The sequence below is a fragment of the Pseudomonas sp. E315 genome (assembly GCF_055406205.1).
In genome coordinates this window covers 209,068-228,805 of record NZ_JBUZPJ010000001.1, presented here as the reverse complement: position 1 = coordinate 228,805, position 19,738 = coordinate 209,068, and the positions used below count along the sequence as shown (strand labels likewise).

The following is a 19,738-nucleotide window of genomic DNA, read 5'->3' as shown; positions in this document are numbered from 1 at the left end:
ATAGCAGTGTCGCTTTAAATAGCCAGTTATCCATCTGATTCTTTTAGTATTTTCGCTATTCAACGACTAGATGACCGTCAAGGAAAAGACCTGAGTATGCTCATTTCACAAGGCCAAAGGCTACCTCTGGCAACCCTCATTCAGGGGACGCAACTTACGCTGCGACTCAATATTGAAAGCCCCTTTAGCATCGACTACGTGTGCTTCGGCATTGATGCACAAGGGAAATTGTCTGATGACCGTTACATGATTTTCTTTAACCAGCCTGCATCACCTTGTAACAGTTTGACGTTATCCAACGGCAGCGAGTTCAGCATGGATCTGGCCCGCTTGCCGTCCACGATTGACCGGCTGGTGTTCACTGCTTCCATCGACGGCAATGGCACCATGCACAGCCTTCAAGACAGCAGTTTTGTGATACGCCACGGTGCTCAGGATGTTGCCAACTGCCCTTTTAACGGGGCGACCTTTGCCGAAGAAAAAGCCATCATGGTGGCTGACATCTACCGTAAACAGGGTGAATGGCGACTGGCGGCCAATCTCCAAGGCTTTAACGCTGGCTTGGCCGCACTGGTTAATCACTTCGGCGGGACAGTGAGCGAGGAGCCGACCACTCAGCCCGTACCCGCAAAAATATCATTGGAGAAAAAGCTCGCCGAAGCGGCTCCACAGTTGGTCAGCTTGGCTAAAAAAGCCCAAATCAGCTTGGAAAAAGCCAACTTGAGCGAGACCAAGGCCCGTGTTGGCCTTGTGCTTGATGCTTCTGGCTCCATGCACGGCCAGTATGCAAAGGGCCGCGTACAGGAAGTCATCAACCGCCTGCTGCCTTTAGCTGTACATTTTGACGACGACGGCGCACTCGACTGCTGGGCATTTGGGGCAAAAACCTGCCAACTGTCCCCTGTCACCCTGAAAAACTATCAGCACTATGTCGAACACGACCATGACGGCTGGCGCAAATGGAATGTAGGGCAGCGCATTAATGACGAGCCTAAAGCCATGCGCCAGGTCATTGACTATTACCAACAGTCTGGCGACCGCACCCCGGCTTACGTGTTGTTTATCAGCGATGGAGGGGTTAGCGAAAATCGTGCGATTACTCAACTCATGATCGAAGCCGCCAAATTACCCATCTTCTGGCAATTTGTGGGATTGGGTGGCCGGGGTTACGGCATTCTGGAAAAACTCGACGACTTGCCGGGACGAGTCGTCGACAACTGCAACTTCTTTGCCCTAGATGACCTAAACGACATCAGCGAAGATCAGCTATACGACCAACTGATGGACGAGTTTCCGGGCTGGCTCAAAGCGGCCAAATCAGCGGGCATTTTGACCTGAGTCACACCTGCTCAAGGGCGGGCTGAGCCCTTGAGCATCGCTGTGCTATACCAGTGAGTACGACTATTCAGTCACCGCTAACAGACTCACCTGACGGAGGTTCGTATGTTCAAAGGATTAGCCAGCCACCTAAAAGACAAAAACGTCCAATCCATCAACGCCCTGCCCGCCAACAATATTGAACTGTTTGACTGCTACACAGGGCTTATCCTTGGTCACCTGTACCGCAGCTTTCCATTACCTGTAACGGTCACAGCCGAGCGCTTCATCGACTACAAAACACTTGGGGCCAGTAATCGCGATGCGCTGGAAAAAGAAGAATCCCTGTTCATGGCCACCGTCAAATGGCTAGCGGATGTCGGCTACATCCATTTCGACGGCATGTCTGGTATTTCTTTTTTTGAAGTTGTTCTCACCAACAACGGCCTGCTCATCCTTCGCGCCTTTCCCGAGGGCTCGAACTCCGGCACAACCATTGGCGAACAACTCGCGCAGTGCATTCTTAACGAAGACGCAACGCAACTGACGGCCTTGGTAACCGAAGCACTTAACCTTGGAAGCCGAATAATCAGCCCAATGATTCGGTCGGGGATTTAAACCAATGGCACTGATTCAGGTGCCATTGCAACGCTTCGACACTGACCTTTGCGCCAGCCCGTGTTGGTGGGCGTAAGGGCGTGCCTTCGTATTGGGCGTAGTTACGGAAACGATGGGCTCTGCGTAGCGGTTTTTCCCAAACCCCAGAAACGACAAAGCCCGTCTAGGACGGGCTCTGTCGGTGTCGCAATATGGCGGAGGCGATGGGATTCGAACTCATGGACCTGTTACAGTCGACGGTTTTCAAGACCCTTATGTATATACATACAGCACATGGCCTGTAGCAAAATTATGGTGCCATTACTTTGAGAGTGCCAATTGGACGCAGGCCGCATTCTATAAGGGGTTGGATTTTGGTTCTGGCACCACGTCTGGGCCTTTCTTAGACATCAAAACCCAGTGGTAGTAAGTACGCTAATGTCTGATAGACGTCGGTGGAAGTTAAAGGCTTTTGGCGCTCAATCGGATCAACTTCGCCAGAGCCTTGCACTCAGGGTCAGTCTCCGCATCCACACAAGCGTCCTTCATGGCCAGCTTAGAAACACCGCCCCACTCCAGCACAAAACCTGCACGCCGCGCTAACGCATCCAGGTACTCGCGTTGTGTACGACCGTTACCTTCGCGGAAGGGATGAATATGGTTGATACGACCCAGTGCAACCCCAGCCTCGGCAGCGAAACATTTCAGATCTCCGTTCAAATCCGAAAAAAAATCACTTTGCTCGAGGCGTAACCACATGTTGTGGAAAGCCGCTTCAATTTTTTGGTGCGCGAGAAATATGGTGTCGTTCTTGGCGATATCAACTTTGCGGCACTCACCTGCCCAAGGGTAAATATCTTGGAACATGAACCGATGAATAGCCTGCAGGTGCTTTAGCGAAAAATCGCCTTCGATGGGCTCTTCCTGGAGCTGAATGATGCGAACCGACGCAAAGTCAGTCTCAGCCTCACCCAAGGTGGCGGTGTCTTGAATGTTCAGGAGGTTGATCAGAACGCCGTTGGGGTAGACGTAAGGATCGTCTTCGACTGAATAACCCGCGACGTAGTAGTGATCATCACCCTCATCGTGGGTGAAATCACTGGTCATTTGGAGGCGTAGCGGGCTTTGGTGGCAGCGAGCAGCTCTGCTGAAGATATCTTGCCTTCACGGTACTCGGCCATTTTACTCGCCACAAACGCGCTGGTGCGGGCACCTTCAAGGTTATTGGTGGCGACGACGTGGTCGACATTTGCGGTTCGGGCTGTGGATTGGCTGTTGAGCATGAAGCTACCCTCGGAGGATCTACGGCTCACTGTATAGAAGAACGGTATCGGGCTTCAAGGTAAAACCTTGTGAACTGGTGCCAACCGCCCGAAAAAATCAACCTCGCAGATACACCACGCCAACGTCTGCAAAGGATAGGGATTCGAACGTTTTCTGCGTGCATTCTGCGCCGCTACAGACCGTAAATGCGGGGTATCTGATGCGCTATCTCAAACCTTTACCGGCATGAGGAGGCCTCACATCTGCCCTAAGATTGCCCTAATTAACGTAAGCGCTCCATGAACCCCACATTTTAAAGGTGGGGATCATGGAGCGCTTCCAGATCACTACCGCCTAGGCTCTGTACAAAATGTACCTACTCTCGGTTATGCCGCGTTGAAAACAGGCTCAGAATGCTAATTTACAACACGTAAACACCGTTTCCTTGTCTGTTTTCGCCTTGCCCAACCTCCACTCGAAAACATTTCGTACAGATCCTAGCCATTAGATCCGCAAGATCATAAGTTAAATTCGTAACCACTTATTTAGTTGAAACTTCCTCTCGAGAAACAACCAACTTATCAAGCAAAACCAAAAATAGAATTCCAGATAAAAAAGCATGAAAAAGCACAGGCAATAGATGCCTAGGAACTTCCATAGCATCCGCATGATAGCCTATGAATGCAAAGGGGAAAAGAAACGAAAAATAAGTGATCCCAAAAAAGTAGTATTTAAAACCCGCACGATCTCTTCTTCGAACAAGCACAATACCAATAAAAAAAACTAAGGCAAGAATCGAATAGACCATACCATAAAAATTCTTTACGCCATAATCAACCCCTTTATAACCTTTCATGCCGTACTGACCTACAAAATCATTACCTCCAAAAAAAATAACATCCCTATTATTGATCAACGAGCTAATTGAATATACGGGATGGGTCAATAAAAACCTCATGTACTCCCCCTTACTGCTGGCCAGCAGCCAAATTCTAAAATCATGTAACCCTGGGTCATTATTATACCCAAAACCACTAACCCCCTTTCTCGATGCCCATACACCGGCCTTATCAAGCAAAGCCTCATTTAGCGGCATTCCTCGATCAGCGAAATAGTTTCTATACTCCTCACTTACAAGTATTCGCTTACCAAAATTATTAAGCATTGAAAAGCGCCACCTCATACCTTGATCAGCGCTCCAACTTGAAAAAATAAATATTGACAGCGCAACAACAAATGGCACGAGCAACATTTTCTGTCTGGTAAATATAAAAATTAGCGCAAATAAGACCCCATAAAGTGCTGCATAATAAGCACCTACATCACGCAGCAGTGACAGAAGAACAACTACAATAGTAGCCCCTACGGTATAAAAAACCCCTGGCCGGAAAATGATCCCCAAAAGAAATGACAAGGCCAAAACCATCAAGGAAAAAAAGACAGCTTCCGTTAACGCTCCACTTAACCAAATAGAGAAAGTAGAGTGCGTGAAAAACAGCACAGAGCAAATGCAAGCAAACAAAAATATCAGTTTGCTTCTGACCAACCTACTTAATACCCACCACAAAAACATCACAGAAGATGTATAAATTAGCATCTGTGCAAAAGGAAAGTTTGACGGATCCGCAAAAAGCCTGAACATCCACACACTAGCTACTGGTCGTATACTTAAAAACAACTCTTTGAAGCTATAACCTAATGGCAAATTTAGGTACGAATAACTATCACCATAGAGCTGAACTGTTGTATTGGATATCTGATAAAACAGAATCCAAAAAAGCATAAGGTATGAAAAAATCATGATTGAAAAATAAGAAATTTTAGTTTCAAACAAGCTTCTAAAGCTTTTAACCACACCCAAAAAACTCACGACTCACCTCTCCGCGCTTTACCTAAAGTCATCAACTCCACAGCACCAACTCCTACTGCAAACCAAAGTGTTGCAAGTCTAATTAATATAGTTGCTGCAATCGCATCTGCACTGAGCATACCTTTCCATACTAACAGACTAACCATTACAGCCTCTGCTCCACCCAGCCCTCCGGGCATAAAACTAAGCGCACCAGCCAACATTGAAAGTGCGTATACGAAAACAGCAAAAGCAAGCGGTATATCGGCCCCCATCCAATTCAAAACCCAGTAGAAAGCAATAGCTTCGGCACCCCATGCTAAAAGGCTCAACAAGGTTGAAGCAACGAGCATCCCCAATCGATGGCAACGCTGTGCTTCTAATAAAACTTGAATCAAATGATGCAACAGCCCCGTGAGCTTTCCGCTCTGCGCGGGCACCAGAGCAGCAATGCGCTCTATGAGTGAACGTTGAGAAAGCACTAAAAGACTTATGACCACAAGAGATACGCCAATCACAACAATTAAGCGGCCATCTGGGTATAACGTCAGCCCTAACAGGGCAAGCAACACGACCGCTAACAAATCAGACAGCCGTTCACTAAAAAAAGCAGCAAAACTCTGTGGGAATGGAACCCCCCAACGCTTAAGCAAAACACCTCGTAAAGCCTCGCCAGCCTTTCCTGGTGTTGTGGTGAGCGCAAAGCCTGCCAGATATATTCGCAAGCTAGGCCTCCAGGGCACAATATGGCCTAAAGCCTTGAGATAACCTTGCCAGCGCATAAAACGTAAGCCGTAGTTCAGTGTAGACATCAGCAGCGCTATGACAATTCCGGCTACTCCAACTTTAGCAACAGCACTGATTACCGCCTCCCATCCCCCCCATAAAGAGAAGCACAGATAACCTATAGCCGACAATACAACTGAAAGAATAACAACGCGATACTGCCAACCAGACAGCTTCATGGCGTCGCTCATAAATTCAACCTCTTGAATACGACCTGAGGAATACTCCGAATCACCAACATAATTAACGACCAGAAACCAGGCGCATAAAGAACATTTACTTTGTGTTCAACGCCCTTAACGATTCTATAGGCTACTTCTTCGGGCTCAGCGACTAGAGCCGCAGGAAGAGAAAGTCCTTGTGTCATTGGTGTGTTAACAAAGCCAGGTTTTATAGTCATCACATGCACGCCAACTTTGAATAGCCGAGCACGTAAGCCTTCACAAAATGTGGAAATGGCAGCCTTAGCGGATCCGTATAAGTAGTTTGAAGGACGCCCCCGATCCCCCGCTACAGAAGAAATGACTGCTAGGGTCCCGCAACGCTGAAGCTCGTACTGATTGGCTAGCCTAGTCAGAAGGGCAATGACAGAAGTTGCATTATTGGCAAATTCATCCAATGCAATACCGACGTCCTGCTGACAAACTGCCTGGTCTGGTAATGTACCATGAGCAATTAACGTTATATCTATCTGAAATAAGTTCTCTAAACATGCGTCCATCATCATTGAATGCGAAACGATATCTGTGGAGTCCATAACGTGTATCGCCACTTTCTTCGCACCCCTACTGCATAAATCAGAGCCCACTTGCTCCAACTTACTAATATTACGCCCTACCAAAAAAAACTCTGCCCCCTCCCCTGCCCAAAGACGAGCGCAAGCACTAGCAATCGCAGAGGTAGCTCCAATAATCAATATTTTTTTCATGCAATTACTCGTTTCCAAAAATGGGACATTAGGGAAGAATCACGTAGCGTTTCTAAGTGTTCCCAAGCAGGGTAGGCATTACGAAAATCACTGCCGCTCATATGAGCATCTTTTGCTGGATATAAACGCCCCTTCGCCTCTCGAACAATGGCATCAAGACGTTCAAATAGTGATGCCAGATCAAGCGTCTGAGGAAAGTCTAGAGCTAAAGATGTACCGGCCATGGGGAAAGACAACAATCCGGGCGAAGCTGTGTCACCGCAGCGTTTGAGTACGGCAAGGAAAGAACCTAGGCCTGACTTCCCAATAGTTGAAAGCAATTCAGACATCACCACTTCGGCAACAGTTTCTGGTATGACGCATTGGTACTGCTGGAACCCCTTACGCCCGTATATGCGGTTCCAATTTAATATTCGATCTAACGGATAAAAAAACGGCTCGAAATTTGTTATTTTACGTGTGCGCTTAGCTGTATGACTACGCCAGTAAGCTTCATTAAATGCTCGCAGTGACACATTATTAATTAGAGAAATAGAAGGCGTTATTGGCATGCGTAATTTCTGACGTTCATCGTACGCCAATGAACCGTAACGAGCATGATCTCCGACAATAAAAACGCCCCGCCCGAGTTGAGATCCTTTTGCTAGACAATCAATCCATGCAACACTGTATTCATGTTGATGATCCAGCTCAGCTGAAAGACTAAAAAATTCATGCAAATTATTAAATCGCATGACGGTGCTATCAATTTGACTTGTACGTATCGGAATCAACTGTATCTCCGCCCATACAATAACGCCTGTAAGACCTAAACCACCAATGGTTGCGGCAAATAGATTCTCACATTCGTGCGGAGAACAAGTTAATATGCCACTGCCTTCACGAGCGAGACCAAAGCGCAGAACGTGATTGCCAAACGTGCCTCTTAAATGATGGTTTTTACCATGAACATCGTTTCCAATAGCCCCCCCCAAGGTAGCAAACTGAGTCCCTGGAGTGACGGAAAGAAACCACCCGTGCGGGATGGATATTGACAATATTTCCGCCAGCGTGATCCCAGCCTCTGCACGAACGATACCCCGCTGCCAGTCAACTTCGATAAAACGATTCATTTGCCGCATAAGTAATACTTGATTACTAGAGGCTAAACAACTATCACCATAACTTCGACCATTACCAAACGGCAACGTACTACCATGCTCAGCAGATAAATGCCTGACCATATCTGAAACGTCTTCACTCCAACTACACGCATTGGCCTGCTGTGGTTTTTTAGGATATTGCCCCCATGAGTATAATGAGTGACTCATGCTGCCACCCAAAATACTAAACAGAACAGGAGTCCTACTACCTGACTTATTCGATCACGAATTGCAAACTCTACGGGATCATCATGCATCTGACCACGATGGGTTAGCAGCCAGACTCTAGTAATCCAAAACAAAAGCAATGGACAGGCCAACCATATGACCTGAGGCTTACTGTAGAGAGCGGTTGTTGCCTGATCGTGAATATAAAGAGCCAACACCATAACGGCTAGATACCCAGAGGCTGCCCCTAATGATGAAATCATTTCTAAGTCATCGGGATAGTATCCACGGCCGCGGGTCTTAGATGTGTTGCCCTGGCTACGCGCTTCTCGAAGCTCTGAATAGCGCTTAACCAATGCCAAGCTAAGAAAAATAAACATTGAAAATGTTAACATCCAAAAGGTCAACGCCAAGCCAAACGCTGCAGCCCCTGCAATGATACGAATCGTATACAAAAGAGCCAGCGCAATGACATCCACAGCCATCTGGCGCTTCAACCACAGAGAATACAGTAACGTCAATATATAATAAGCAAGTAAAACCCCGACAAACTCAACGGGAAGTAATACCGCGGCACCAATAAAGGAAAGCGAAAGCAATATAGGAAAAACAATCAAACCGGACTTGATTGATAAGCGCCCGGCGGCAAAAGGACGATGACACTTTGAGTGATGATGCCGATCATCGGCGAGGTCTAACAAATCATTTAGCACATACACGCTTGAAGCACACAACCCAAAAAAAACAAAAGCTAAAACACCATGCCGGAGCAACTCTAGGACTGCTAATTTATGGGCTGCTAATAAAGGTACAAATATCAGAATGTTTTTCAACCACTGGTGCAGGCGCAATGCTTTTAACCAGTCTCTTGCCCCTGCAGAGTTTGACTTAATTACCTGCTCAACATTTCCATGCTCACGGGCTCGGCGTTCAACTCCGGCATCTGGATTAACTACATATGCACGTTGTGCAACCGCCCAAACGGAAACATCGTCCTGAGAATTTCCGACATAATCAAAACCTTTTTCACCAAAGCACTCAACCAACACATCTCTTTTTTTGTGCGCAGACAAATTACATTTACCGTCAGATGCCAATACCTGATCGAATAACTGTAGATGTTCGGAAATTTTCTCTGCCAACGTGTAGTGACTGGCTGTCGCTAAAATAATTCTACGGCCAGTAAGTCGTTGACTTTCAATAAGCTCTATTACTTGGGCATTATAAGGTAAAACACTGACATCAATCTGCGTTGCCTCAGCCAACCCACCTTTCAGAGCAGCCTTGCCTTTTGATAGCCAAGCAAATGGTTTGAGCAACTGTAGTGGTTTTCCACGCGCATAAGCCATGCTGGTTTCGTACAGCAAATCCGAACGTAACAGAGTTCCATCTAAGTCGACAACAAGCGGAGATTGACAGGCAGTCACAAGAACTCTTCCTTGAATGGTTACCGCATACACCACCTTAGCTGACAAAAATGCAGTCTAGGTTTGCCGCATGCGAAATCGGTAATAGTACGCCTTCTAATAAAATTTTTCATCCGAGTTTATTGGATGTCACTGCCCCCCCCTGTCACCTACAGAAACCATAGGCGACGGCGACTTTTTCAACAGAATCTACCGTTTGCCGCCCTTCGTGAGAGGCCGCACACAGTCGATAGCTGACGATCGCATAGCCTAGGCTCTGTACGAAATATATCTGGTCGAGGCAAACACCTACGACTAACACCTTCCAAGCTCACCCCTAACCCGAACAGAAGTGAGCACTGCTCCATCTTGAAGCTTGTAACTCAGCGTGGCTACTTGTCATTCAGAAGCGACTTATCAAAGTTTTCTCTAAATGAGGAAAATATATATTCCCAACCAAAAAAAGTAGGGTGATTATCATCTTTAAATAACAACCTATCTTTGTTATTTACAACGAGCACGCCATCCTTATCAAAAAACAACTTATCATGAGCAAATATAGTGTAGCCTTTTTTATCCGCCAGCGATTCCAAGAAGTTATTCGTCGGACCATTATACTGTTCATGTTCATCAAATGACAGAACCTGATCAGCGCCACCAACATAGTCTTTGCCATTCACTTTTAGTATAGGGCCGCCTCTAAATATGAAGATATTATACTTATTATCTAGAGCCGAGGTAGTATCAATGAGTCCTCGCTTAAAATTCTCAAAAGACTTCTCACTACTCATCTCCGCGCAATCATCAAAGCACATAAAATGCGTAGCAGCTTGAAGCTTGCCGTTTTTTTGCCACCCGTGGTTATACAAACTCCAGCGCCCGACAAGAATTAGATTCTTAATATTTTTAGTGTTTTTGATTTTATCAAAAACTCTATCATTTATCTTATCATTACAAACAGTGGCATTACCAAGTCCATCCGACCTTCTGATCCTTTCTATCGGCGGACAACCGCTAGTTGAGTAAACAACAAAACTATAGCCCTGGGACCCTAAGTATCTACCCAACTCTATAGAATGGGAGTCACCCCATAGTATAAAATCCTTTTTACTTTCACTGCCGTAAGCGCTACAGAAACTTTCAAAACCCTCACAGTAACTAGAATTACTAACGGGCGACCGGTCTTCAACATAATCCCTTTTACTTAAGTGGCTACCTGATACAAAATACATCACCATAGAAATAAGCATTAAGCCCAAAACCAAAATAACTACAGAAGCGCCCGCCTTTTTGGACTCAACATATTTATAAGACACAAAACCCAACAGCACAGACAATAGAACGCCAGCTAGAGAATAGTAATCATTCACTTTCATCTTGTATGCAATCACAGCAAGCGGCCAATGCCACAAATAAATTGAGTAAGACCAAAGCCCAACTTTTTGGAAAATTACATTCCCCGTGATAACACTATTATTCTGTTGCGACTGTATTAATAAGAACGCGCCAGAAACAGGAATAATGGCCAAGAAACCAGGCCAGTAATTATCTTCTGAAATAAATAAATACGCCCCTACAATCAATAAAACCCCAAGAATTTCCAGAACTTTCCCAGTTCGTTTTTTTGTTGCTAGCGGATACAAATAAGCTACACCCCCAACCATCATCTCCCAAGCTCTAGTTGGTAGAAGATAATACGATGAAACAGGCCACTTGTAGGTAGCAATGACACAAAAGGCAAATCCCAAAGCAGTCCCCGCCAGAACCAACTTCTTCGCTACGTGGATAGACGATAACTTAGCCACAAAAACAAGAACAAGCGGGTATATTATATAAAATTGCCACTCTACCGACAAAGACCAAGTATGAAGCAACCACTTTTCATGCGAAACAGCATCGAAATAACCACTTTCTTTCCAATAAATAAAATTAGAGAGGAAAGACAAGCTACCTAAGATATGTTTACTGTTGGCATTTTGATCGTCCGACGAAAGAAACAAAACACTTACAACGAATAGAACAAAGCAGAGGACAGCTAGTGCCGGCACTATTCTGTTAGCGCGAGCAATATAAAATTTAATTATTGAGAAATCATTTTCCTCCATACCTCTGAATATTATGCGAGTCATCAAAAACCCAGAGATCACAAAAAAAACATCTACACCAGCAAATCCTCCAGGAATCCAAGACGAGTTAAAATGAAATAGCACGACGGCTATAACAGCAATAGCTCTTAGACCATTTATGTCTTTTCTAAACTTCAAAGGCTTTTACTCTATTAGTATAATTTTTATTGCCGCCGCCAGTAGTAAATCCGCCCAATACGAAAATATCGGCTCCCGGAGTAGACAGGACTTGATTCTTGGTCAGATTCATCTCGGTTACAGCCAACAAAGACCCGTCAAGGTCTTTAGTAGGCAGGAGCTTATGAGGTAAGACAAAAGCAGTAACAATGAATCTTCCCTAAGCGCTGGCCAGAAATTTTCTGCGCCCGCAAAGTGAATCCGGAAAAAACTGTCAGCATGAACAAATGGCATCAATATGCCAGCACATCTTTCATTTTTCCGAGAAAGTACCACATCTTTCAGCTATTTTGAAGGAAACCTACATTAGCGGCTGCCAATGCCCAAAGATGCATACAGTAATTCGTTCTTATTTCACCAGTCTCTCGGCTACAGCTCTTGGCCAGCGGCTCATTTCCAAGACCCTGAAACTTTTTTGGCATATACCTGACAAGCCTGCAGCGCGATCAATCCTTGATCGCCGTCGCCGGTGATTCCGATAATTCGTTGAGCATGCGCTCGGTCAAGTTGGGCTCGATGGGTTCCATGAACCATGCAGCCGGGGCAGGTGGTGGCTTGCATTCCGTCACTACCAGTTGTGGCGGCTGTGTCGAGTAGGACTGACAGCCGCAGGTCAGCAGTAGCAAGGCGATCACGCAGGCGGGTTTGATTGGTTTTGGCATCGGTCAGGGCTCGGTAATGGACTTGGTCGCTGGCTGCCAGCCATTGCTCCAGGGCGAAGCGCTTGCCCTGCTCGGCGAGGATGAGTGCTGAGTTGGCATTGGCCAGATGGGTCTGGGCTGTTTGATGGGCGGTTTCTTGCTTGGCCAGTTGTTTGCCGTAGGCGTTGTCCTGCCACGCCCATGCGGCCAACGCACTGCCCGCCATGAGGCTGAGCATCAACACCAATGCCCCGCCCCACTTCACCGCATCGAACTTCACGCCAACACCTTGAGCGCTCGGGCATACAGCATCTGGCGATCCGCCGCACCGTTCTGGCCGCCGTTGATGCGCCGGGTGATGGTGTCGAATTGGCCTGCATCGGCCAGGGTGTTGAGCCCCCGGCTCGCCCAGAACCACGCCGCTGACATGCAGGCGTGCTGGGGTTTTTCCAGCAGCTCGGGGTGGTTGACCAGATCAAGGGCCAACGCTTCGCCGCATGTGATGTAGTTGGAGCACCCGGTGATCTGGATCAGGCCGCGACCGCGATACTTCTGGCCGTCACCGTCCGCCTCGGGTGTGTTGCCCAAGCGCTTGGCCAGTGAGCCGGTGTCGTATTTGCTTAGGTACTGGTCATTGCCCAGTTCGCGCACGTAGCGAAACTGGCCGGACTCGTGGCCGATCTGGGCGATGAAGGCCGCCATGCGTTTCGTGCCGACGATCTGGAAGCGCACCATCGCGGTATTTAAGACAGCTACAAAAACGCCGGCTGATTGGCCGGCGTTGGGGAGGATCTGCTGGAGTTGTTGCTGGGTAATCGACATGGGCTCGTCCTTATGAAAAGTTACTCTGCTTGTAGTTGCACGACTTTCAGCGGTGCCTTGGGTTTCTTGCCTTTGGCCTTGGCTTTGCCTTTCTTGCCGCCATTGCATTCGACGGTGGTGCTCCAGCCGCCGGAGGTGAATACCTGCTCCACCGAGTCCACCAGGTACTCGCCATCGAGCCCGGGCTTGAAGCCTTGAGCGTTGATGGATCGCTCGGCAAAAAGGTCAGTACGCCCGGGCATTTCTAGACGCACCGCCGCCGTGGATCGGTTGAAGGCTGACAGCCGGGCCTTGGCTGCCTGTTCGGCAGAGGATTTGTTGGGGTAGATGTGCCGGTCGGTATGCACGGGCGGCAAGCCGTCTGGGGCTTCGTCGTTGTCCAGAGTGACAACCGTTAACTTGCCGGTCTTTTTGTCTTGATGCTTGGTGCTGACCGCTTTGTGGGTGCTGCGGTCATTGAGGCTGAATTGCCAACGGCTGACGTCGCTGCGTGTCAGGGTGATTACGCCCAAGGCTTTACCGCTCGCGCTTTGACCGCCTTGTCGTGGCATTACCAGCAGCTTGCCGTCCGCCACCTTGGCGGTGCAGTCAAATTGCTTGGACAGTCGGGTGATGAAATTAAAATCCGACTCGCCCAACTGGTCAGCCCGAGGCACTACGGTATCCACCGAGCACACCGGCTCCCAGCCATTACGCGCCGCCACGTCCTTGACGATGCTGGCCAAGCTGACACCTTCCCAACTGCCATTGCGGGTGGTCTTGCCACTGCCGCGCATATCGCTGGCCTTGCCCCGGATCACCAGCGTATCCGGTGGGCCGGACAGCTCGACCTCGTCCACGGTGTAACGCCCAAGACGGGTTAGAGCGGTGCCGCTGTAGCCGAGAAATACTTCAATGCTTGCCCCTCGGGTCGGCAGCGAAACCGCTCCGTCGCGGTCATCGATACGCAGCTCAAAGTCGTCAGACTCCATGCCGGGCTTATCCGTGGTGCGTAGCAGTAACAGGCGATCATTGATCAAAGCAGTGATGTCGGCACCGTCAGCGACGATGCGAAAAGTTGGGGTCATAGGTAAATTCCGGGTAAGAAAAAACCCGCACAGTGGCGGGTTGAAAGTTGCAGCGACTCAAGGCGAAGATGTGTCAAACACTACAAATACTTAGGCACCTAAACTGGCATAAAAAATCAACCACGACTTACATAAAGCGCAACCAAGCTAACTATCACGCACGCCATCATCCCAAACAAAGCAAATAGCTTAAGCTTAAGAGTCCGGGGCAAGCTTTTGAAATCTAATGCATCAATTGTGCCCCGCTTAATAAAAACAGAGCTAAAAGTCACTATTACTGATACGGCCACGATAAAAATCAGCTTTTCAAAATACCCCCCAGCATTAAGTTTTAACCTAATATTTATTGCCGAGCTATTTTTAAAGCTCGTAACGATCATACCCACCTGGGTTTTTCCTAGCCGTAGGCATAGCAGAATCCACACCGGTATCGCAACGCTTGTTAGCACAACTACTCCAAGTCGAACCCCGCTCATAGAAGACCAGTCAACGATCAATACAGCTGAGTAGAGAAATAGAGCCCATGTGAAATAGCCTCCGACTTTATAAAGATTAATCAGCTTTGCTTTTAGAGTCGTAGGGAAATTTGCAATATCATCAACACTAGCGCCTCCATCAGAAATATAAATCTCCGGTGTTCTGAGCACCCCTACAATTGCGCCTAATAAAAACAACCGACCCCACGGGCCTCCATTTTTAAAAGGCGCCTTAATTGTTACCGCTGGAGAGCTTTGTAAATAACCAAGAATCTCATCCAGCTCCGTATACGCTATGTATAAAATCACAACAAGAATGCTAATGCAGGCAATAAAAACAGAAAGCCCCACACCTAATATTAATGCATCACTTATGTTTAGGCTCACTGGGTAAACTCGTAAATAATCTCACCAACTTCCTCACCCGCCTTTCCGCCAACCAGCCCGGCGCCAAAAGACCCCACACCAACTACCACCGCCCCACACACTAGCGTACCGATGCCCGCAGTTGGCAGGCCTAAACCAAGACAGATAACCCCTGCAGTGGAGGCCGTCAAGATTGTCCCAACCACGGCACCGCCAACTACACCACCTGCAAAGCCACCCGCCTCCGTAAACTTAACTCTCTTACAGGCCTCGGCGTTGCCTGCCGTGCAGACGTCCTGAACCTTCATGTACGAAACCCCACCGCCAATACCAGTACCTATCCATCCACCGTACTTTAGGTATTTAGACGCCTTGGAAACGCCTTCAATATGCGTTGCATATCCAGGGATTTGATCCGCGCCGCCTGCCTGCGTCCAGCGATGCACCAGGCTCTTGTTGGAGATCCCTAGCGCGCTTTTTAGATTGGGGTGATCGGGGAAACCAATGCTCTTGCGGATCAAGGCGCCGAGGTGGGTATTGAGCTGTCTTAGCAAGCGCTTACGCTCTGCAAAAAATGCAGGTGAGTTCAGGTGCCCATCTGCCTGGAACGAGCGTACGTGCAACGCTTCGATCTCTTTAAACAGGTTCTTCACGTCATCCAGGTGCTTGGCAAACATCGCCTCGCCGACCCCGATGGCGGTTGATCCATGACCGAAAAAGGTTTCGATTTGGTCACGGTACTGAACCATGAAGTCAGCATCTTCGGGGCTGAGCGGCTCAAGGGCGTCATTGGTTTTGGCCGCGGCCGCCATCAATATGGCTTCTTCACGGGTGCATTGCAGGTTATTGGGATCGCTCAGCACGATCATGGTGCCCGCTTTGACGTCGCCCGTATTGGGATTGAGCGACTCAAATTTGCTCATGACAGCCGGGTTTTGTGCCGCAAACAACGCAGTCTTTAACTTCTCCCGGGTTGTGCTTTTGGGAACGATATAAAAGCCGGGTTCTTGTGGTTGCGGCCTAACAATCGGTTCAGCGTCAGGAAGGGGCGGCTTTTCAGGCTCTGCAGGTCGATGAAAAGCACCCGACCAGCCTCGACCCGTAATGTGCGAGTACTTGTTGAGCGTGTCATCGCTCAACGGGCTAAAAGGATCATCCTTAACCAGCAGCAGTTCACCTGCTTCAACCCCATCCACAATCTCTTTGTTGCTCAAAGGTCGGCCAAAGGATGTGATGTCAAAGGTACGGATACTGCCGTATGGCGATCTCAGATCCCGATCGACATCATGCTTTGCGAAAAATGGCGCTTCGATTTGTCTGAGGCTAATACCTAGACGTTCACGATCTTGTCGACGAATGAGGCGCATGACGTCTTTTCCTTAATGAAGAGAACCGATCCAGCAATGGTTCATGCAGGTCAATCCTTTGAGGTCGTGTGCGTAGACGCCCACTCTGGCGGCGGCAAACGCGCGGCGGACTCTAGCGACCAGCTCCAACAAGGGCCAATAAGACCTTTCCCAAAATTGAGTAGGTCATATCTTTCAATTCCAAAGCATCACCACCTCATCACTCGACGCAGGCAGATCAACAGCCCAGCCCGAAACGGGTGCACTTTATTGGGCTTGGCACCGAGCACGGTCTCTAGCGTGCCGTTGAGGTGACCGTAATAGTTGTGGCAGATCGTGCCGAGTACTACGCCGTTAGCGTTAAAGTCGTTATTGCTATAACCGGTGGCCAGACACAGCGGCTGGAGTGCGCAGCGATAATGCGCAAGACGGCCACTTATTTCGTTCCACTTGTGATGCAGTCGATTGCTGGGGCACATTCACCAGTGGGTCACTGAGATTGTTTATAGGCAGGTTGGAGAGCTGGTGAAGCGTGTTGTAGAAAGGGTATTTAAGATGCTGCTAACAAGCCTTTAAACCTGTGAAACAGGACATAAATACGAGGCAAGTTGCGGAAACGATGGGCTCTACGTAGCGGTTTTTCCCAAACCCCAGAAACGACAAAGCCCGTCTAGGACGGGCTCTGTCGGTGTAGCAATATGGCGGAGGCGATGGGATTCGAACTCATGCCTGAGCCCTGCACTCCTCTGCAGGCAACGAAAACCGGGGGCTGCGTGCATGCGTTTTTGTGTAAATCGTTCCCAGAGCGTTCCCATGATTTGAGGAGCAACCTGTAGATCTTGCCGCTGCAGGCTGTTTGGGATTTTTGAGGTGAGCCACCGGGGAAAGGTAATAAAGGTAACAGTGCATATGAAATCAGCTTAACCCTAGGTAAGCACAGGGCTACAGTCGATACGGGATAGGTAAGACTTGAGTATGGTTAAGTAATCTAATTACTATTAGATTAAGTAATATCCAGAGATAGCAAGCCATTACAAATCAATCACTTACAAGAAAATTACTTTCCATATCACTCAAAATAACCTCTCTCTGTAATACGTCAAAATCAACAAATACGGGCGACCCAGCGACCTACCTCCCCACTAGGCGGTTGAATTACCTTTTTCCGTCACCGCTCCTGGAAATCCGAGCTAAATACTCATGAAAACCTACAATTCCGCCCATCAGTCCCTGATGTGGAATGGATATGTCTATGGAACTGGGAAAGTCCAGCTTGATGAAGGCAATGTCTCCATAAAAAAGGTCGGTTTTGTGATGTCTCAGGGGCTGTAAACGGCGGTGACGTGTTCCGGGTCACTAGGATGCGACCCCAAGCATTTACTGTGCGATCAGTCAACCAACGAAATTCGCTGCTTTAAGACGATGGCCAAAGAGCTTTCTACACGCTCAGGGCAAAAAGCAGACTGATGCAGCCCCCTCAACCTGCCAACCATGACTCGCCAAACGGACAATATCGACGCAGATCGAGAATAGTGGCAATATGACTCTAGTTGCGTCACTTTTTTCTACAAAGAGATACTCCAATGTTGTTACTGTCGAAATTTGATATTTCAATAACTCTGTTAGTGTTAGTTTTATCTAGCCTAATTGTAGGAAACTCTATTAACCTAGGCTGGGGCCTGCCGTTGGGCACCACACTTACATGCTTTATCGCTGCTCTAGGTTTTGGAGTTGCAGTCTACCAGTCCTATGCAACGAGAAAGCACAACAGATTATTAGTCAAACCCCATCTAATATTCAATAGCCAGTTCAACAGCACAACTTTAGATGGTCATTATACCTATACTCTAAAAGTGAAAAATGTTGGTCTGGGACCATCTATCATAGACAGGTATCTAATAACCTTAGGTGACACAATCGAGCTTGACGGACACACCGTATTCGAAAGATTTGTAACCTTGGTAAATGAGCACTTTCACTCCAAAGGTTTAGCGCACTGCGTAGCAGGCTTCCTTCATGATGAGCATGCATTAGAAAAAGGGGAAGAAAAAATACTTCTTGAAGTTAGCTTTCCTAAGAACAATATTTCCTTTATCAAAGGAAGAGAAAAAGCCAAACTATTTACAAACTTAATCAACACAAAAATTCACTATCGTTGCCATTATGGGCAGAAATTAGAAACCTCTAAAAAGTTTACTTGAGATGTATTAGCGCCATGAAAAATCATCACTGACTTGACGCGAAAAACTCACGCACCAGATGGACTTTAATAATTATGATACTTCATGAGCTTCACCTGCCAACGCACGCCGTAGAGGTTTACAAGACTGTAAATTGCAACAAGTATCGCGTTCTAGTCGTGCGTATTGTATCTCCTTCACAGGTATTGGAGTCTGGCCCAGGATCAATCCATCAAGCGCTTAAAGATGAAGAATTGGATAAGTCAGTCGGCCTCTATTATTATCGCTTTCAAAATCTCACATCTTTAGCGGCTTTCAGTAAGATTGGCGAGGTATCAAGAGAAGGAGGTATCATTATTCGTAAGAAAAGAGGATGGCTTTCCCGACCTACTTACAGCGACTCGTACCTTAAACCTTCGTCCAACGGAAATCGCAAGATTATCTACGATGACGTTAGTGCTGCCAGCCTTGAAAATCCAATGTATTTCGTATACTACGAATTCGACGCTGAATCAGCATTTCCAAAAATCGATGAAATAGCAGCATTTGGAAAACATCTGGAACATTTTGGCTGCTCAACCAGAAATCGTGAGCCCGCGAATACTTTCTCAAGACTTGGTCGCAAACTTGTCTGGTACGAAAATTCATTCAACGAAGTGTTAAATTTACACTTCCCATCTACCATCAGCTATGAAGATGCAATTAAGTCGACGGAAGATATAGCCGCCACTAATTGTATAATTTAATATATTATCTGATAACTTATTCGAAGCCGGTTACAGATTGACTATAGGCTACAACATCCATTGTGCAGCTTTGAAATAGAATGTACGACGCCCGATTTTTGTAGTGAGCAATGTTCACCGTCTCATTGTTGGCCGATATCCCTAGCATGAGTACGCCCGTATTGCTAATTAGCGAACAGTTCGAAAGAAAACGAGTGACCCGTCGAGTATGATTTCGAACATTTACCTCAAACCCCCGACCTTTGCAGGGATCCGCAGGCTTTTTGTCTCGCAAAACTCTCTACCCAGCCCACAGCCCGTCCAGCTGTCAGCCGCCTCAGAACTGCGGAAAAAAG

At 47.5% G+C, this 19,738-nt stretch carries 18 protein-coding genes; 4 read left to right on the top strand and 14 right to left on the bottom strand.

Features of this window, described 5'->3' with window-relative positions:
* Positions 1 to 96: 96 nt before the first annotated feature.
* Both ACZRJQ_RS01250 and ACZRJQ_RS01245 read left to right on the top strand, forming a co-directional pair.
* Positions 97 to 1,338, top strand: coding sequence for a VWA domain-containing protein (locus ACZRJQ_RS01250; RefSeq protein WP_463976604.1), 1,242 nt, complete (start codon positions 97 to 99; stop codon positions 1,336 to 1,338).
* 105 nt (positions 1,339 to 1,443) lie between these two features.
* Positions 1,444 to 1,935, top strand: a complete 492-nt coding sequence (locus ACZRJQ_RS01245; protein WP_463976603.1) for a hypothetical protein — start codon at positions 1,444 to 1,446, stop codon at positions 1,933 to 1,935.
* Positions 1,936 to 2,376: 441 nt separating this feature from the next.
* Here ACZRJQ_RS01245 and ACZRJQ_RS01240 read toward each other — a convergent pair whose 3' ends face one another.
* From ACZRJQ_RS01240 to ACZRJQ_RS01175, 14 genes are all read right to left on the bottom strand, one after another.
* A complete protein-coding gene (locus ACZRJQ_RS01240; protein WP_463976602.1) occupies positions 2,377 to 3,021 on the bottom strand; it encodes a Fic/DOC family protein in 645 nt (214 codons plus the stop codon).
* The gene (locus ACZRJQ_RS01235; RefSeq protein ID WP_139145719.1) at positions 3,018 to 3,197 is read right to left on the bottom strand and encodes an antitoxin VbhA family protein; all 180 of its coding nucleotides are present in this window, start codon (positions 3,195 to 3,197) and stop codon (positions 3,018 to 3,020) included. The genes ACZRJQ_RS01240 and ACZRJQ_RS01235 overlap by 4 nt, the downstream gene beginning before the upstream one ends.
* 521 nt (positions 3,198 to 3,718) lie before the next feature.
* Positions 3,719 to 5,047, bottom strand: a complete 1,329-nt coding sequence (locus ACZRJQ_RS01230; protein WP_463976601.1) for a hypothetical protein — start codon at positions 5,045 to 5,047, stop codon at positions 3,719 to 3,721.
* Positions 5,044 to 6,003, bottom strand: a complete 960-nt coding sequence (locus tag ACZRJQ_RS01225; RefSeq protein ID WP_463976600.1) for a lysylphosphatidylglycerol synthase transmembrane domain-containing protein — start codon at positions 6,001 to 6,003, stop codon at positions 5,044 to 5,046. The genes ACZRJQ_RS01230 and ACZRJQ_RS01225 overlap by 4 nt, the downstream gene beginning before the upstream one ends.
* The gene (locus ACZRJQ_RS01220) at positions 6,000 to 6,740 is read right to left on the bottom strand and encodes an SDR family oxidoreductase (RefSeq protein ID WP_463976599.1); all 741 of its coding nucleotides are present in this window, start codon (positions 6,738 to 6,740) and stop codon (positions 6,000 to 6,002) included. The genes ACZRJQ_RS01225 and ACZRJQ_RS01220 overlap by 4 nt, the downstream gene beginning before the upstream one ends.
* On the bottom strand, positions 6,737 to 8,050 hold the full coding sequence (locus tag ACZRJQ_RS01215; RefSeq protein ID WP_463976598.1) for an FAD-binding oxidoreductase: 1,314 nt from the start codon (positions 8,048 to 8,050) through the stop codon (positions 6,737 to 6,739). Before ACZRJQ_RS01215 ends, ACZRJQ_RS01220 begins: the two co-directional genes overlap by 4 nt.
* A complete protein-coding gene (locus ACZRJQ_RS01210; protein WP_463976597.1) occupies positions 8,047 to 9,477 on the bottom strand; it encodes a UbiA family prenyltransferase in 1,431 nt (476 codons plus the stop codon). The genes ACZRJQ_RS01215 and ACZRJQ_RS01210 overlap by 4 nt, the downstream gene beginning before the upstream one ends.
* A gap of 371 nt (positions 9,478 to 9,848) precedes the next feature.
* Positions 9,849 to 11,720, bottom strand: a complete 1,872-nt coding sequence (locus ACZRJQ_RS01205; protein ID WP_463976596.1) for an acyltransferase family protein — start codon at positions 11,718 to 11,720, stop codon at positions 9,849 to 9,851.
* A 429-nt stretch (positions 11,721 to 12,149) separates the two neighbouring features.
* Positions 12,150 to 12,680, bottom strand: a complete 531-nt coding sequence (locus ACZRJQ_RS01200; RefSeq protein ID WP_463976595.1) for a lysis system spanin subunit — start codon at positions 12,678 to 12,680, stop codon at positions 12,150 to 12,152.
* The gene (locus ACZRJQ_RS01195; RefSeq protein WP_463976594.1) at positions 12,677 to 13,222 is read right to left on the bottom strand and encodes a glycoside hydrolase family 19 protein; all 546 of its coding nucleotides are present in this window, start codon (positions 13,220 to 13,222) and stop codon (positions 12,677 to 12,679) included. The genes ACZRJQ_RS01200 and ACZRJQ_RS01195 overlap by 4 nt, the downstream gene beginning before the upstream one ends.
* A 20-nt stretch (positions 13,223 to 13,242) precedes the next feature.
* Positions 13,243 to 14,289 (bottom strand): phage late control D family protein, encoded by a 1,047-nt coding sequence (locus ACZRJQ_RS01190; RefSeq protein ID WP_463976593.1) that lies wholly within the window; start codon positions 14,287 to 14,289, stop codon positions 13,243 to 13,245.
* Between the two features lie 116 nt (positions 14,290 to 14,405).
* Positions 14,406 to 15,152 carry a hypothetical protein gene (locus tag ACZRJQ_RS01185; RefSeq protein WP_463976592.1) on the bottom strand — a complete coding sequence of 249 codons (747 nt, stop codon included), beginning with the start codon at positions 15,150 to 15,152 and terminating at the stop codon, positions 14,406 to 14,408.
* The gene (locus ACZRJQ_RS01180; protein WP_463976591.1) at positions 15,149 to 16,498 is read right to left on the bottom strand and encodes a hypothetical protein; all 1,350 of its coding nucleotides are present in this window, start codon (positions 16,496 to 16,498) and stop codon (positions 15,149 to 15,151) included. The genes ACZRJQ_RS01185 and ACZRJQ_RS01180 overlap by 4 nt, the downstream gene beginning before the upstream one ends.
* A gap of 188 nt (positions 16,499 to 16,686) precedes the next feature.
* Complete coding sequence (locus ACZRJQ_RS01175; protein WP_463976590.1) at positions 16,687 to 16,956, bottom strand: hypothetical protein; 270 nt, start codon at positions 16,954 to 16,956, stop codon at positions 16,687 to 16,689.
* A gap of 1,104 nt (positions 16,957 to 18,060) precedes the next feature.
* Between ACZRJQ_RS01175 and ACZRJQ_RS01170 the strand changes: the two genes are divergently transcribed.
* Together ACZRJQ_RS01170 and ACZRJQ_RS01165 are read left to right on the top strand one after the other, a co-directional pair.
* On the top strand, positions 18,061 to 18,678 hold the full coding sequence (locus tag ACZRJQ_RS01170) for a hypothetical protein (RefSeq protein WP_463976589.1): 618 nt from the start codon (positions 18,061 to 18,063) through the stop codon (positions 18,676 to 18,678).
* Between the two features lie 158 nt (positions 18,679 to 18,836).
* Positions 18,837 to 19,403, top strand: coding sequence for a hypothetical protein (locus ACZRJQ_RS01165; protein ID WP_463976588.1), 567 nt, complete (start codon positions 18,837 to 18,839; stop codon positions 19,401 to 19,403).
* Positions 19,404 to 19,738 lie beyond the last annotated feature (335 nt).